Below are 15588 nucleotides of genomic sequence, written 5' to 3' on the forward strand. Positions count from 1 at the left end.
GCGATCTTTGAAGATCGTCAACACGTCCAATCAAAGCTCGGTCTGGATGACCAACCGGACGAATTTGCAAATCAGCAAGGAATACGAGTTCGGGGGCTGGATCAAGAAGTCCGGCGTTACTGCGGCTTCGCCGATGGGCGCGCAGTTGAAGGTCAACGTGCTGGATCCGAACGGTGCATGGCTGCAAACCCAGTATACGCCCGTACTGACGGGAACGAACGACTGGACGTACGTATCCGGACGGTTCACCCTGCCGCCGACCGCCAAATCCGTCAACCTGGAAGCGCAGCTCTGGGGCGTGAACGGCACCGCTTGGTTCGACGACCTGTTCATCCGGCTGGTCGATCATTCGTGAGAACGGGGAGACAGCAAGCAGACATGGACCATGACGAAGCGACGCGACAAGCCGATCGGGAAATCGCCGGCAAACGGGATCGAATCCGCAGCAGCCCTTATCGATTGCACTATCACTTCATGGCTCCCGCCGGCTGGATGAACGATCCGAACGGCCTCGTGTTTTACAAAGGCGAGCATCATTTGTTCTATCAGCACAACCCGTACGATTCGTGCTGGGGGCCGATGCATTGGGGACATGCGACGAGCCGGGATCTGGTCCGCTGGGAGCATCAGCCCGTCGCCTTGGCCCCGTCGGAGCCTTACGATCGCGGTCCCTCGCCGAGCCACGGCTGCTTCTCCGGAAGCGCCGTCGTGGACGGCGAGGAGCTCGCGCTGATCTATACCGGCCATGTCGAAGGCAAGGAGCCGATGCAGGTCCAGTGCCTGGCGACGGGCCGGGGCGGTGTCCGATTCGCGAAGTACGCCGGCAACCCCGTGATCGGCGACGTTCCGGAGGAGGGCTCCCGGGATTTCCGGGATCCGAAAGTATGGAGGCACGGGGACCGATGGTACATGGTCGTCGGAACGAGCAAAGAAGGAAGAGGGAAGGTTTTGTTATACGCTTCTCCCGATTTGAGGAAATGGGACTATCAAGGGGTCGCCTTCGAAAGCGACGGAACCCAAGGCGTCATGTGGGAATGTCCCGATTTGTTCCCGCTCGGCGGCTCGCACGTCTTTCTCGTATCGCCCGTATCGGACGTTCCGGGCAAGCCGCTTTATTGGGTCGGCGATATGGATTACGAAACGGGCGTTTTCGAGCCGAAACTCGGTTCGACGCTGGACTACGGCTTCGACTTCTACGCGCCGCAGACCTGGCTCGACGACAAGGGCCGGCGGCTTCTGATCGGCTGGATGCAGCGCTGGTCGGATCCGATCCCTTCCCAGCCGCACGGCTGGGCGGGCGCTCTGACGATTCCGAGAGAGCTCGTCCTGGAGGACGGCGTTCTGAAGCAGAAGCCTGCGGCCGAGTTGGCCATGCTGCGATCGAACCCCGCAAGGCTGGACCCTCTCGCGGTCGAACAGCCGATCGCCGTCGCGGAGCTGGCGGGTCAAGCAACGGAAACGTTGATCGAACTCAATGTCCGCGAAACGGCGGCCTCGGTATTCGGCATTCGGGTCGCTTGTTCGGAAGACGGGGAGGAGCGGACGGAAATTCGGCTCGACTTGCGGAAGAACGAGTTGACTCTGGATCGGGAACGCTCCGGTCGCGGCGCGAAGGGCGTGTGCCAGGCGCCATTCGCCATCGATAGCAAAGGCCGCGTCACGCTGCACTTGTTCCTGGACGCGTCCTCGATCGAACTGTTCGTGAACGACGGCGAGCAGGTCGTGACGGGCCGGATCTATCCGGCTGCCGGGAGCAATCGGTTCAGCCTGTTCGCGCTGGGCGGGAAAGCCTGCATCGACCGGATCGAAACGTGGAAGCTCGAGTCGGTCTGGGAGGAAGACCGGAACGGCTCGTAGAATCTCCATGACGGCCGTCTGCGAGGTGGCGGCGACCATAACGGCGTGAGAGGCGGCTCCGAAGCGCAATCGGAAGCGGCCCCGGAAGCATGCGCGATCCGACCGCGCAGACGGCGAGCGCCGTCATGCGCACGGTCGGTTCGAATACTGATTGAACCGGAGAGGGTAAGACGTTTTCTGCTTCGTGGCTTGCCCAAAGTGAGCCTTGAGGTCGAGCGGCTTTCGGTTGCCCACCATTTGCCCAAGAAGGCGGCAATCGATCGAGAAACGGAAACGGCGATGCAAGGGATGAGCACCCCGGCATCGCCGTTTCTTCATTTTTGCCTTCTTAATCAAGCAAGCGGGTTGTCTCATCCGGGAGCAAGCTCACTTTGGGACAGCCCCTTCTTCAATTCTAGCGCCGCTCGATGCTCGCGGTACGGGAATCGCCGTCCCACGAAACCGTTCCGCCGAACGTCTCGCCGACGAAGCGGACCGGCGCCATCGTGTAGCCGTTGACGAGCCGGGCCGGCGCATCGAGCGAAACCGGCTCCCCGTTCACGTACGCGACGCGATCGCCGACGGTCAGCTTTACGGTCATGCCGCCTCGGCGGGCGGTCGCCGTCTTCGTGTCGTCGTCCCAATCGACCGTCGCGCCCATCCGCTCGAAGACGGCGCGCAGCGGCGCGAGCGTATAGCCGTCGGCGATGACCGGCGGCTGCTCGAACGACAAGTCCTCTCCGTCGAATCGGACCGAGACGACCGACGAGAACGGCACCGCCTTCGAGGCGACCTGGCGGCCGTCCCGGTTGTACACCCGCAGCTCGAGGACCGAGCCGTCCGGCACGTCGCCCGCCTGCAGCGTCAAAGCATAGGGCGGCTTCGTCCGTTCGGCGATCGTCCGGCCGTTCAGCGCGTATTCGAGCTTGCCGATCCATACGTCCGGGATGCGCGCGAACGGGACGACGGTCGTTTGCTTCGCGAACGGCACCGACGCTTCCCGGTATCCGGTCTTATCGGCCGGCTTCGCTCCGGTTTCGACGCGGGTCAGCATGTACGGATCGGCCAAAATCGTCTTGTACAGCGCCAGCATGTCCGGATTGTCGCGAAGCAAATAGTCGTTGCGGGAATCTTTCTCCTTCATGTCGACGTTAAAATACGTGATCGCCTTCAAACGCGGGTATTTGCTCGGCATGACCCGGTACAGCCGGTCGAGGTTCATGAGCGCGAAATCGGTATGCGGCTTGCCGTCGGCGTTCGTATAATGGGCGACGGCCGATTCGCTCAGCATGACCGGCTTGCGGTCCGCGTAAAGCGAATAAATCTCCTCCAGCCGCTCGATCGGCGTATTCGCCTCCATGCTGACGTCCGGGTTGCCGTGAGAGTACGGCTCCGTATACAGGCTGACCCCGACCCAGTCGACATACTCGTCCCCGGGATAAAAGCTCGCCATATTGAACTTCGGCACGTCGCCGGGGCTCCAGACGAGCGCGACGTTCGGCGCCTCGGCTTTCATGACGTTCGCCACGATGCGGAACTTCTCGATGTAGGCGGCCGGATCGCCGCTCCAGGCGGTCCAGTTGCCGTTCATCTCGCTCGCGTAGCGCAGGAAAATCGGGATGCCGGCCGCCTTGGCCGACCGGGCCCACTGACGCAAATAAGCGTCGTCGCGGACGGCATCCAGCCCGTTCAACGGCTGCCAGGCGATCTGCAGCGCGCCGCCCGCTTCCTTGGCGCGCCGGGCGTACCGTTCGGGGAACGGCTCGCCGTACGTCGCGTAAGCGAGGTAAATCGCGTGATCGCGGCCGTAGATCGACGCCGACTTGCGAAACTCGTTGCCCATCTCGCTGTCCTGCTCCGAATAGAGGCCGACATACATCCCGTAGGCCGGCTCGAACTTGGCTAGCGGTCCGGACCGCGGAGCGTACCGGTCGAGCAGCGCGTCGTCTTCTGCAGCCGAGGCGTACAGCTCCACGGTCGTACGGATCTGGTTCGCCCGCTCCAGATCGTTCGCTCCCCAATCCTTTCCATCCTTGAGCCAATAGTCGTTTTCAAGCTCGTAAAAGGCGATCGCCCGATCGTAATCGCGGACGGAATCGAAATATTGATTGAGGTTGCCGGCGTAAATGGCGGCCGAATTCCAATCGGCCTTATCCGCCGAGCGCCGCATCAGCTGCTCCCAGATCGGGACGGCCAGCTCGGTCCGGCCGGCGCTCCGGTACGCTTCGGCCTTCAGATGGAGCGGCCACGTATCGTCTTCGGCCGCCGTCGCGGTCGGGGAAGCGCAGGCGAGCGCCGCGAGCAGAACCAAGCCGGTCAGCTTGCGGCGAATGGTCGTACGTTCGGTCTTGCGGTCGGTCATCGGGATCGTTCCTTTCGCCATCGGGAAGTGGGTGTTCGATTCGGCTTGTCTGCTCCTATCGTAATAGGAAACGACGCGAATGTCACCGGGGTTCGCCGATTTTTCGCGGACGGCATGGAAGGCGGGCCCATGTGGAACAATAGATGGAAAACGGTGAAAGCGGGGAACCGAACGATGAACGAGACGCAGCTGAACGCTTATTTGCACGCGCTGGACGCTTGCTCGAGCCTGCTGACGGCGGAGACCGAGCCGGGGCTCGTCGACCGGATCGAGGAGATGAAGTGGATATTTCAGCGCTTGTACAAGCAGCCGTTGCCGGAAGCCGGATCGGAGACGCTTGCCGCCGACTGAGGCGGTTTTACCCATTTTTTCCCTTGCCGGTGCGGACGAAACCCTTTATAATTGGGCACTATATTCGACCGATGGGAGCAATAGGGCATGTCCATAATCCGGCGTTTTTTTACGTATTACAAACCGCACCGCAAGCTGTTCCTGCTCGACTTCGGCAGCGCGTGCGTCGTCGCCGTGCTCGAGCTCGGTTTTCCGCTCGCGGTGCAATGGTTCGTCGACAAGCTGCTGCCGGATGGGGACTGGAGCACGATCGCGCTGGCCGGCTCCGGCCTGCTGGCCCTGTACGTCGTCAGCACCGGCCTGCAGTTCGTCGTCAACTACTGGGGGCATAAGCTCGGCATCAACATCGAGACGGACATGAGGCAGCAGCTGTTCCAGCACGTGCAGAAGCTGTCGTTCCGTTTTTTCGACAATACGAAAACCGGCTACTTGATGTCGAGAATGACGAACGATCTGTTCGACATCGGCGAAATGGCGCATCACGGTCCCGAAGATTTGTTCATCGCCTGCATGACGTTCGTCGCCTCGTTCGCGATCATGCTCTCGATCAATGCGCCGCTCGCGCTCATTACGTTCGTCGCCGTACCGGTGCTCATCTGGCTCGTCGGCGCCTGCAACAAGCTGCTTCATGAAGCGGCGAACCGGATGTATGCGGAGATCGGGGAAGTGAACGCGCGCGTCGAGGACAGCATGTCCGGCATCCGCGTCGTGAAGTCGTTCACGAACGAAGCGTTCGAGACGGAGAAGTTCAAGCGCGACAACGCCAGCTTCCGCAAGGCGAAGCTGCGGTCGTACTGGATCATCTCGTTCAGCTCGTCGGGCATCTACTTCCTGACGCGGATGTTCGCGCTGCTCGTCCTGATGTTCGGCGCCTGGTTCAGCTTCAACGGCAAGCTGACGTACGGCGAGCTGATCGGCTTTTTGCTGTACGTGAACCTGTTCTTCAAGCCGATCGAGAAAATCAACGCGCTGCTCGAAATGTATCCGAAAGGGATGGCCGGATTCAAACGGTTTACCGAGCTGCTCGATACGGCGATCGACGTCGCCGACGCGCCGGACGCGATCGAAGCCGGACAGCTGCGCGGCGACATCGTGTTCCGCGACGTCACGTTCGGCTACGAGGGGCACGCGCAGGTGCTGAAGGGGATCGACCTGAAGGTGCGCGCGGGCGAGACGGTCGCCTTCGTCGGCCCGTCCGGAGCGGGGAAGACGACGCTGTGCAGCCTCATTCCGAGGTTCTACGACGTGGACGCGGGGTCGATCGAGATCGACGGGATCGATATTCGCCGGATGACGCAGCAGTCGCTGCGGCGCAACATCGGCATCGTACAGCAGGACGTGTTCCTGTTCACGGGGACGATTCGCGAAAATATCGCGTACGGGAGGCTGGACGCAACCGACGAGGAGATCCGCGACGCAGCCCGCCGGGCGCACCTCGAATCGTTGATCGAGTCGCTGCCGCTCGGCCTCGAGACGCAGATCGGCGAACGCGGCGTCAAGCTGTCCGGCGGCCAGAAGCAGCGGCTCGCGATCGCCCGGATGTTTTTGAAAAACCCGCCGATCCTCATTCTCGACGAAGCGACGTCGGCGCTCGATACCGAAACCGAAGCGGTCATCCAGCAGGCGCTCGAGGAGCTGGCCGAAAACCGGACGACGCTCGTCATCGCGCACCGGTTGGCGACGATCCGCCACGCCGACCGGGTCGTCGTCGTGACGGAGGACGGCATCGCCGAGCAGGGACGCTACGAGGAGCTCGTCGAAAGGGGCGGCGTATTCGCCGGCCTGCACCGCGCCCAGTACGAATCGGTGCCGGGGTAAGGCGGGCGACGAAGCGGAAATTGCACATAATTTCCTGAAGGGCGGGAACAGTAAGACGGGACTTCGCGTTCGGTCCGACTAACCAACCTTCAAGGGAGATGAACGATCGATGCCATTCGGCGCTCACGAAACGATGGAAGTGCACGAGATTTTGAACGAGAAGCTGAACCTGATCAACCATTTTTCGTTATATGCCCAGCAGGCGCAACATCCGGAGCTGCGGCAAATGATCGACCGTCATCTGCAGACGGCGATGCAGTCGTACGACCAGCTGGTCGGATATACGCACGATTACGGCGCGGCGGCGAACCGCCAGCAGCCTTACGGCATGCCGCAGGTCCGGCCGCAGCAGGTGCAGTACGGCCTGCACGAGCCGGCTCCGCTCGCGCCGGTCCAAGGACGATTCGACGACGTGCAGATTGCGAGCTCGATGCTGTCCTGTCATAAAAACTCGGCCAAAAACCATATGGCCGGCTCGCTCGAGTGCGCCGACCCGAACGTCCGGGAAATGCTCGTCAACGGCGCGATCGCCTGCGCCAACCAAGCGTACGAGGTGTTTCTGTTCATGAACCGGATGGGCGCCTACCAAGTGCCGACGATGCAGGATCATACGGCCAAAACGTTTCTGCACACGTATCAGCCCGCTCAGTCCGGAACGGGGATGGGCATGGGGATGGGAACGCCGCAATAATTCGGAAGGCGAAGGGCGGCCGAAAAGACAGGGGAACCTCCGCGGGTTCCGCTGTCTCTTTGGCGTTTCTTCGGCGATTCGAAGTCCCGGCGCTCGGGGACGACGATAAAAAAGCTTTCTTTTTGCAAATAGCCGGCCTTATACTAAAATGGCAGCGTTTTCACGACATTGGTTGGGAGGCGTTCGGTCATGAAAGTCCGGTTCGGCTTCGCCGCGTTTTCATCCTTAAAAAACCGGCTGTTTCTCGCCTTTTTGCTGCTCATATTGCTGCCGTACGCGGTATTGCACTTCCGCAGCGTCAGTCAAATCGAGCGCTCGTTCGTGGAGCAAATATCCCGGCAAAACACGCAGCAGCTCGAGCAGCTGAAGCTGTCGTTCGAAGATTTGCGCGGCACCGTCTTCCGGATCGCCGTCCGGCTCGAGCTGGACCCGGCCATCGCCGATCTGCTGAACGGCCGTTCGGCTTCCGGGACGGAAGAGCGCCGCAAGGAAATGGAAGCGCTCTGGAACGAAATCAAAAGCAAGACGCTTCCGTCGCCGTTCGTCTATTACTCGCTGATCGACCGGCAGAGCCGGGAATATGCGTCGTATGCGCCCGCCAAGCCGGCGGACTACGAAGCGCTGCTGGCGAGGCCCGAAATCGCGAGCCTGCGGAACGGCAAGTCGACCTACGTCTGGCTTCCGGACGACGCCACGTATTTGCGGCCGGAGGACAGCAGAAGCACGAGCCTGTTGACGCTGTATTCGCTGTTCAAGGACAGCGCCGGCAACGAAGCGGGCCTTATTCGCATCGGCATCGATTTTCAGGCGTGGCTGTCGTCCATGGCGAAAAGCTTCCCGATCACGCAAGACTTTTTCCTGCTGGACGGGCAAGGCCGGCTGCTCGGCGGGACGGGGGAGCGGGCGGACGCGTCGCGAATGTACGCCTTCCTGAGCGAAGACGATTTCGAGGCGGGCGAGCCGTACCGGGTCGAGGGCTCGTACCTGTACAACCGGATGCCGGTCCCGGCCATGAATTGGACGCTCGTCAGCCGATTCCCGCTCCACGTCATCTTCGGCGACATCGGGCAGGTGAAGCAGCGGATGGTGACGACGTTCCTGCTGTTCACGCTCGTCTTCGTCGCGATCACGTTCGGCCTGCTTTCGCGGCTGACCCGGCCGCTGCGGCTGCTGCAGAAAAAAATGGCGGAGCTGACGAAGCATCAGCTGCTTACCCATCTGCCGACCGGGACGTACAAAGGCGAAGTGCTCGCGCTCGCGCAGGCGTTCAACAAGATGGTCAACGACCTGCAGGCGCTCATGAGACGGCTGAAGGCGGAGGAGCGGCAGAAGGAGGCGGTCCGGTTCCAAATGCTGCTGTCGCAAATGAATCCGCACTTTTTGCTCAATACGCTGAATTTGGTGAAGTGGAACGCGATGGGCAAGGGCGACGAGCAGACGGCCGGCATCTGCGTCTCGCTCGGCAAGCTGCTGGAGACGAGTCTGAACGAGGAGTCCGATCTCATCCATCTTCTCGAGGAGCGGGAGCTGACCGAGGCGTACGTGTCGATTCAGGCGCTGCGCTACGAGCGGAGCTTCGAGATTCGCTGGGAATGCGACGAGCGGCTCGATTACGCGCTCGTGCCGAAGCTGAGCTTGCAGCCTCTCGTGGAAAACGCGATTTTGCACGGACTGTCGAATAAAAGCCGCGAAGGCGTCATTTGGATTCGCGCCTACACCGAAGGGGAGCGGTGCGTTCTCGAGGTGGAGGACAACGGGGTCGGCTGGAACCCGTCCTCGACTCCGAAGCCGGAGCGGAAACGGAAAAGCATCGGCCTTACCAATTTGAAGGAACGGCTCGAGCTTCTGTTCAAGCAGGAGGCGTCGATGGAAATCGTGTCGCCGGCCGGAGGCTCGCGGGTGCGTCTCGTCTTCCCGCTGCTCGTCGCCGCGCCGTACAACGAAAGGGGGACCGACGATGTGGAACGTGCTGCTCGTTGAGGACGAAGCGTTCGTCCGCCGTTCGTTACGTCACATTATCCGATGGGAGGAAATGGGGTTTACGATCGCGGGCGAGGCGGAGGACGGGGAGGAGGCGCTCGCCATGATGAAGGACCTCCCGCCGGACGTCGTCATCTCGGACATCGTCATGCCGGTCATGGACGGCGTCGAGCTGCTCAAGCGGGCGCGGGAGGAAGGGATCGAGTCCAGCTTCGTCATGCTTACGTGCATGAACGAATTCGAATACGCCCGGCAGGCGCTGGAATTCGGCGCTTCGGCGTACTTGCTGAAGCTGTCGATGAACGTGGAGTCGCTGCGCGAGACGCTGGCCAAGGTGGACCGGGAGCTCCGGCGCAGCTTGCGCATGAGGTCGCAGTCGTCCGCGCACGCGTTCCAGCCCATGTACCGCGAGGCTTGGCAGGCGATGCTCGCGGGCAACGCCGGATCGCCCGCATCTCCCGGAGCGCGGAGCTTCGAGGCGGCGGAGCCGTTCCCGACCGTCTGGATCGGCTCGTTCCTGCACGGGCCGGCGCGGTTCGCGCTGGACGATTTCCTGGCGCTCGGCCTCGTGACGACGGGCTGCCGGACGGTCGTCCACGAATTCGTCCACTACGGCATGACGACGTTTTTCGTCTGGAATCCGATTTCCGTCCGTCCGATGGAGGAGGAGCGGGAGCATATCCCTTGGGCGGCCGCGTGCTCGCCGATTTCGGCCGGCCGGGAATGGGCCGCCGTATGGGCCCGCGTGGTGCGCGCGCTCGATCGGGCTTGGTACGAAGGGGGAACGGGGCCCGTCCCGGTTCCCTCCGCATCCGCCTCCACGGCGGCCCCGGCCGCCGATACCGCGGCGATCGGGTGGAAGGCCGAGCGCGAATGGTTCCGCTGCTTCGAGCAGCGCAAGCTGGACGAATTCCGCGAGCGGCTGCGGCAGGCGTGGGACGCGATCGCGGATCGCCGGCTGCCGATGGCGGCGGTGAAGGAGACGGCGCTGCGCATCGACCGGATGCTGTCCCGCATCGCGGGGGCGGATCATCCGGCGGAGGAGCAATGGGTCGCCTGCGTCAGCCATCGGGAGCTCGGCCTCCGGCTGCTCGCGAACGCCGAACGGTACGCCGAGCGGTGGGCCGCCGGCGGGCTGCCGCCTACCGGCCATCCCGAAATCGACAAGGCGCTCGACCATATTCACCGTCATTTCGACCGGGACGTGACGCTCAAGGGCGTCGCCGCCATGGTGGCGATGGACGAGACGTACTTCAGCGGCCTGTTCAAGAAAAAGACGGGAGACACGCTCATTCATTACGTCCAAAAAGTGCGCATCGGCCATTCCAAAGGGCTGCTCGAGCAGACCGAGCTGCCGGTGGCGGAAATCGGGGAGCGGGTCGGCTTTCCGAACACGAACTACTTCATCAAAATTTTCAAGCGTTGGACCGGAACGACGCCGAACGAATACCGGAACCGGCCGAACGGATAACGGGAGCGAACGTTTTTTCCACCCCGACAGCATGCTGTCGGGGTGGTGGCGTAACAGGGGTCCGGCGCGCGAATGCCGCGTAAACGGGACGGTTGTTCGCATTCCAAATAGTAAGCGCTTCCAATTGCCGCGGCAAAAACGAATTTTGTTCCATCACTTCATCAAATCTGTTCCTTATTCCCGCCGTGCCCCCGTGCTATCGTATAGACAAGGAAGTCCGAGGGCGAAGACGGCACGCCGTCCCCGCCCCGAGAACGATCGAGGAAAGGATGTGGGACCATGCCGTCCGAGCCGTTGGAAGCGAACCGCGCGTTCCCGCCCGCCGCCCGACCGGGGCTGCGGAGGCGGCTGAAGCCGCTGTGGGCGAACAAAGAATTTTACTTGATGCTCGTGCCCGGCGTGCTGTATTACTTGGTCTACAAATACGTTCCGATGTACGGGGTCATCATCGCCTTCAAAGACTACGATATGCTGGAGGGCATTTTGCACAGTCCATGGGCCGACCCGTGGTATAAACATTTCATGCAGTTTTACGAATCGCCGTATTTTTCCCAACTGCTGACGAATACGTTTCTGATCAGCGTCTACAAGCTCGTCTTCGGGATGGCGCCGCCGATCGCGCTGGCGATTCTGCTGAACGAATGCCGCGTCCGCTGGTTCAAGACGCTCATCCAGACGTTAAGCTACATGCCGCATTTCTTGTCCTGGATTATCATCTACGGCATCCTGCTCATGTTCTTCTCCCAGGATTCCGGCATCGTCAACCGGTGGCTCGTGGATGCGGGGTACGACGCGGTTCCGTTCCTGACGTCGACCGAATGGTTCCGCAGCGTGCTCGTCGGCTCGGAAATATGGCAAAACCTCGGCTGGGGCGCGATCATCTACTTGGCCGCCATCGCCGGGATCGACCCGACGCTGTACGAGGCCGGCCGGGTGGACGGGGCGAGCCGGCTCCGCATGGTATGGCACATTACGCTGCCCGGCATCCGCCACGTCATCGTCCTGCTGCTCATTCTCCGGCTCGGCCATATGCTCGACGCGGGCTTCGAGCAAATATACGTCCTGTACAACGTCCACGTCTATCCGGTGGCGGACATTCTCGACACGTGGGTATTCCGGACGGGGCTCGAGCAGTGGAACTACAGCCTCGCCTCCGCCGTCGGCCTGTTCAAATCGGCGATCGGCCTCGTGCTCGTCTACTTCTCGAACCAGCTCGCCAAACGATGGGGGGAGAGCATATGGTAAGCAACGCCGGCGACAAACTATTCGGTGCGTTCACGTACGCCGTGCTGGCGCTCGTCGGTCTCGTCGCGGTCGTCCCGCTGCTGTACGTCTTCTCCGTCTCGCTGACGCCGTTCGCGGAAGTGCTCAAGCACGGCGGGTACGTGCTGCTGCCGAAGGAGCTGACGTTCAACGCCTACAAAAAGCTGATCAGCACGTCCGGCATTCCGCGGTCGCTCGGCGTTACGGTGTTCCTGACGGTCGTCGGCACGGCGATCAATCTCGTCCTGACGACGCTGACCGCCTATCCGCTCAGCCGGAAGCAGCTTCCGGGGCGCAGCGCGTTTCTGTTCATGGTCGTGTTCACGCTGCTGTTCAGCGGCGGCATTATCCCGACGTACTTGATCGTCAAGGCGACGGGCCTGATCGACAGCTTATGGGCGCTCATCCTGCCGACGGCGATATCGAGCTTTAACGTGCTGATCATGAAAAGCTTTTTCGAGCAGCTGCCCGAGGAGCTGTTCGAATCGGCGCGGATCGACGGCGCCCGGGAATTCCGCATCTTGTTCCGGCTGACGGCGCCGCTTTCTCTACCCGTCATGATTACGGTCGGCCTGTTCTACGCGGTGGGGCACTGGAATTCGTTTTTCAGCGCGATCATGTACGTGACGGACCGGTCGCTGTTCCCGCTGCAGGTCGTCGTCCGCGAAATTTTGATTTTGACGCAGCAGCCGCTCGAAAACGCGGAGGATCAAGTGCCGACCGTCACGATGCAGATGGCGGCGATCGTGTTCGCAAGCGTGCCGATTTTGGCCGTCTATCCGTTTTTGCAAAAGCATTTCACCAAGGGCATGCTGCTCGGTTCCATCAAAGGTTGAACGTCCGGCTTATCCGCCGGCTTCAATAACCGTAACGATTCGAGAAGAAGGGTGGGGTTGCGTATGAACGGAAGGAACAGATGGGTGCCGCTCGGCTTGACGGCCGTTCTGCTGGCGGGAGGGGTGCTCGGGGGCTGCGGCTCGGACGGCTCCAAAACAACGGGGAGCGCAGGAGGCGACAAAAGCGCCGACGCTGGGGCGAAGGGCGGCGAAAGCCCGGCACCGGCGGGCAAGGTGAAAATCCAGATGGCGATGGCCGCTTCGGGGCTGCCGGCTCCGGAGGCCGACGACATCAAGAAGGCGATCGACCAGAAGCTGAACGTCGACCTGCAGCTGACGGCGATCGCCTCCGGCGAAGATTACAAAAACCAAATCCGCGTCCGTCTGTCGGGCGGCAACTATCCGGATCTGTTCTCGGTCGATTTCGCCGACGTCAAGGAATTCGCGGACAAGGGGCTGCTGCTCGACCTGACGCCCTACATGGACAAGGAGCTGAAGCCGGCGAAAGATTTCGTCGTCGGCCTTACGCCGAACATCATGAAGAAGGTGAACGTGAACAACAAGCTGTACGCCGTGCCGCGCGTCGGCGACGTGCCGTTCTCCACGATGTGGGTGCGCAAAGACTGGCTCGACAAGCTGGGATTGAAGGCGCCGACCAATCTGGACGAGTTTTTGGCGGTGGCGAAGGCGTTCACCGAGCAGGATCCGGACGGCAACGGCAAGAAGGACACGTACGGCATCACGGGAGCGAAGCTGGACGGCTTCGCCACGGTATTCGGCGCGCACGGCGTCGGCCTGCCGGGCACGTTCTACGAGAAAAACGGAAAGGTCACGAACGCGTATTACGATCCCGGCATGCCGGAGGCGCTAAAATATATCAAATCTCTGTTCGACGCCGGCGTCGTCGATCCGGAAATTATGACGAACAAAGGGAACGTCGAGGTGCAGAAGGCGTTCCAGGGGAAAGCCGGACTCATCTTCAAGGGCTGGACGGACATCGCGAAGGACGAATTCGTCGCCCAGTACAAGGCGATCAACCCGAAGGCCGACTGGGTGCAGATGACGGCGCTGAAAGGGCCCGGCGGACAGTTCGACGGCTCCTACGATTACGACCGGCCGTCGCGCTACTGGGTCATCCCGAAGGCGCTGGAGAAAGACAAGGCGAAGCTGCAAAAGGTGTTCGACCTGATCAACTACGTCTCCGGCAAAGAAGGCAACACGCTCGTCATGTACGGAATCGAAGGGAAGCATTACAACATGAAGGACGGCAAAGTCGTGCCGACCGACCTGATGGCGAAGGAAGGCAATTACTTCAACCTGTACCAAATTACCGGACGGCCGAACAAGGAATACCTCGCGATCAAATTCCCGAATCAAGCCGCCGCCACCGAATTCGCGATCAAGGCGCCGCGCATCCCGTCGTTCGACAGCTCGGTCATTCCGCCGACGGGCTTCAACAAAGCGGATGCGGACCGGTTCGCGGAGGAGGAAATGATCAAGTTCGTCACGGGCAAGCGCCCGATCGCCGAATACGCCGATTTCCTGAAGACGTTGGAGACGACGTTCAAGTACAAGATGTACGTCGACGAGGGCGAGAAGCAGATCAAGGAGCAAGGCTTCGTCAAATAAAGGAGGGATCGGTATGAGCAAGCAAACGTACGACGTAATCGTGGCCGGGGGCGGTCCCGCCGGCATCGCGGCGGCCGTCGCCTCGGCGCGGCTCGGAGCGGAGACGCTGCTCGTGGAGCGGTACGGATTTTTGGGCGGAGCGGGCACCGCGATGATGGTCAATCCGTGGATGTCGTACTGGGCCGCCGGCGGAAGCAACGTGCAGCTCATCTTCGGGGTGCTGCAGGAGCTGATCGAGCGGATGACGGCGATGGGGATGTACGGCCACCCGAAGCAGAAAACCGCGTTCGACCCGGAGGCGCTTAAAGTGGCCGCGGAGCAGCTTTGTCTGGAAGCGGGCGTCAAGCTGCTGTATCATTCGTTCCTCGGGGAAGCGGTCATGGACGAAGCGGGCTCGCGCATCGAGAGGGTGCGGTTCGCGAACAAGGCGGGACTCGTCGATTTCCGGGCGTCCGTCTACGTCGACACGACGGGGGACGCCGACTTGGCGGGCTTGGCCGGCGCGATCGTCGAGAAGGGAAGGGCGGTCGACAGTCTGAGCCAGCCGATGACGCTCAATTTCCGGATGGCGAACGTCGATATGGACCGGCTGCCGACCCGGCAGGACATAACGGAGAAATATATCGAGGCGAAGCGCCGCGGCGACATCGACTGCCCGCGCGAGAACGTCCTCTGGTTTTACGCGAACCAGCCCGGCGTCGTCCACTTCAATACGACGCGCGTCGTCCGCAAGGACGCGACGAATCCGTGGGAGCTCACCGAGGCGGAGATCGAGGGGCGCCGGCAAGTGCAGCAGCTCGTCGCGTTCCTGAAGGCGGAGGTGCCCGGCTTCGAGGAGGCGTACTTGCAGACGACGGCCCCGCAGATCGGCGTGCGCGAATCGCGCCGCGTCGTCGGCGAATATATGCTGACCGCGGAGGAGCTGCTCGCGTCCTGCCGGTTCGAGGACGTCATCGCACGCGGCGCTTACCCGGTCGACATTCATAATCCGGACGGCGAAGGGACGATTCTGCAATATTTGCCGGAGGGCGAATGGTACGACATTCCGTTCCGGTCGCTCGTGCCGAAGAAGATCGACAACCTGCTCGTCGGCGGCCGGCCGATATCGGCGACGCACGAAGCGCATTCGGCGATCCGGGTGCAGCCGATCGCGATGGCGATCGGGCAGGCGGCCGGTACGGCGGCGGCGCTGTGCGCGACCGGAGGCGTCCTGCCGCGCGAGCTCGACGTGCGGCTCGTGCAGGAGGCGCTGACGCGGCAAGGAGCGGTGCTCGGATTTTCGGACGCGGCGGCCGAGACGGCGGCGGCGGAGTAAGGCGGCGACGGCTGGCGGCTTGCGGAGCGAAACGCT

12 protein-coding genes and 1 pseudogene are annotated in these 15588 nt (G+C 61.9%); 12 read left to right on the forward strand and 1 reads right to left on the reverse strand.

Going from position 1 to position 15588, the window contains the following annotated elements; translation table 11 throughout:
* Nucleotides 1-7 precede the first annotated feature (7 nt).
* The 3 genes and pseudogenes from DLM86_RS04550 to DLM86_RS33160 all read left to right on the forward strand — a co-directional run.
* Nucleotides 8-355: a carbohydrate binding domain-containing protein gene (locus DLM86_RS04550; RefSeq protein ID WP_110838790.1), complete on the forward strand. Its 348-nt coding sequence runs from the start codon at nucleotides 8-10 to the stop codon at nucleotides 353-355.
* A 23-nt stretch (nucleotides 356-378) separates the two neighbouring features.
* Entirely contained in the window at nucleotides 379-1857 is a 1479-nt protein-coding gene (locus DLM86_RS04555; RefSeq protein ID WP_110838791.1) for a glycoside hydrolase family 32 protein, read from the forward strand.
* Nucleotides 1858-1986: 129 nt separating this feature from the next.
* Nucleotides 1987-2145, forward strand: a pseudogene (locus DLM86_RS33160) (IS1182 family transposase); the annotation flags it as partial.
* Between the two features lie 106 nt (nucleotides 2146-2251).
* Here the strand turns inward: DLM86_RS33160 and DLM86_RS04565 are convergent.
* On the reverse strand, nucleotides 2252-4198 hold the full coding sequence (locus tag DLM86_RS04565; RefSeq protein ID WP_158289323.1) for a stalk domain-containing protein: 1947 nt from the start codon (nucleotides 4196-4198) through the stop codon (nucleotides 2252-2254).
* 129 nt (nucleotides 4199-4327) lie between these two features.
* Here DLM86_RS04565 and DLM86_RS32000 point away from each other — a divergent pair, with 129 nt between their 5' ends.
* The 9 genes from DLM86_RS32000 (at nucleotide 4328) to DLM86_RS04605 (ending at nucleotide 15552) form a co-directional block, all read left to right on the forward strand.
* Nucleotides 4328-4549 carry a hypothetical protein gene (locus tag DLM86_RS32000; protein ID WP_158289324.1) on the forward strand — a complete coding sequence of 74 codons (222 nt, stop codon included), beginning with the start codon at nucleotides 4328-4330 and terminating at the stop codon, nucleotides 4547-4549.
* A 93-nt stretch (nucleotides 4550-4642) separates the two neighbouring features.
* Complete coding sequence (locus tag DLM86_RS04570; RefSeq protein ID WP_211326488.1) at nucleotides 4643-6367, forward strand: ABC transporter ATP-binding protein; 1725 nt, start codon at nucleotides 4643-4645, stop codon at nucleotides 6365-6367.
* A 109-nt stretch (nucleotides 6368-6476) separates the two neighbouring features.
* Nucleotides 6477-7058 (forward strand): spore coat protein, encoded by a 582-nt coding sequence (locus DLM86_RS04575; protein ID WP_110838794.1) that lies wholly within the window; start codon nucleotides 6477-6479, stop codon nucleotides 7056-7058.
* A gap of 189 nt (nucleotides 7059-7247) precedes the next feature.
* Nucleotides 7248-9038, forward strand: a complete 1791-nt coding sequence (locus DLM86_RS04580) for a cache domain-containing sensor histidine kinase (RefSeq protein WP_110838795.1) — start codon at nucleotides 7248-7250, stop codon at nucleotides 9036-9038.
* Entirely contained in the window at nucleotides 9016-10509 is a 1494-nt protein-coding gene (locus tag DLM86_RS04585; RefSeq protein ID WP_110838796.1) for a response regulator, read from the forward strand. The genes DLM86_RS04580 and DLM86_RS04585 overlap by 23 nt, the downstream gene beginning before the upstream one ends.
* Nucleotides 10510-10788: 279 nt before the next feature.
* The gene (locus DLM86_RS04590) at nucleotides 10789-11754 is read left to right on the forward strand and encodes an ABC transporter permease (RefSeq protein ID WP_110838797.1); all 966 of its coding nucleotides are present in this window, start codon (nucleotides 10789-10791) and stop codon (nucleotides 11752-11754) included.
* Nucleotides 11748-12608 carry a carbohydrate ABC transporter permease gene (locus tag DLM86_RS04595; RefSeq protein ID WP_110838798.1) on the forward strand — a complete coding sequence of 287 codons (861 nt, stop codon included), beginning with the start codon at nucleotides 11748-11750 and terminating at the stop codon, nucleotides 12606-12608. The genes DLM86_RS04590 and DLM86_RS04595 overlap by 7 nt, the downstream gene beginning before the upstream one ends.
* A gap of 63 nt (nucleotides 12609-12671) precedes the next feature.
* Entirely contained in the window at nucleotides 12672-14237 is a 1566-nt protein-coding gene (locus DLM86_RS04600; protein WP_110838799.1) for an extracellular solute-binding protein, read from the forward strand.
* A gap of 13 nt (nucleotides 14238-14250) precedes the next feature.
* Nucleotides 14251-15552, forward strand: a complete 1302-nt coding sequence (locus DLM86_RS04605) for an FAD-dependent oxidoreductase (protein ID WP_110838800.1) — start codon at nucleotides 14251-14253, stop codon at nucleotides 15550-15552.
* Nucleotides 15553-15588: the final 36 nt, after the last annotated feature.

It is taken from the genome of Paenibacillus flagellatus, assembly GCF_003217775.1.
In the GTDB taxonomy this organism is placed as follows: Bacteria; Bacillota; Bacilli; order Paenibacillales; family NBRC-103111; genus Paenibacillus_AB; species Paenibacillus_AB flagellatus.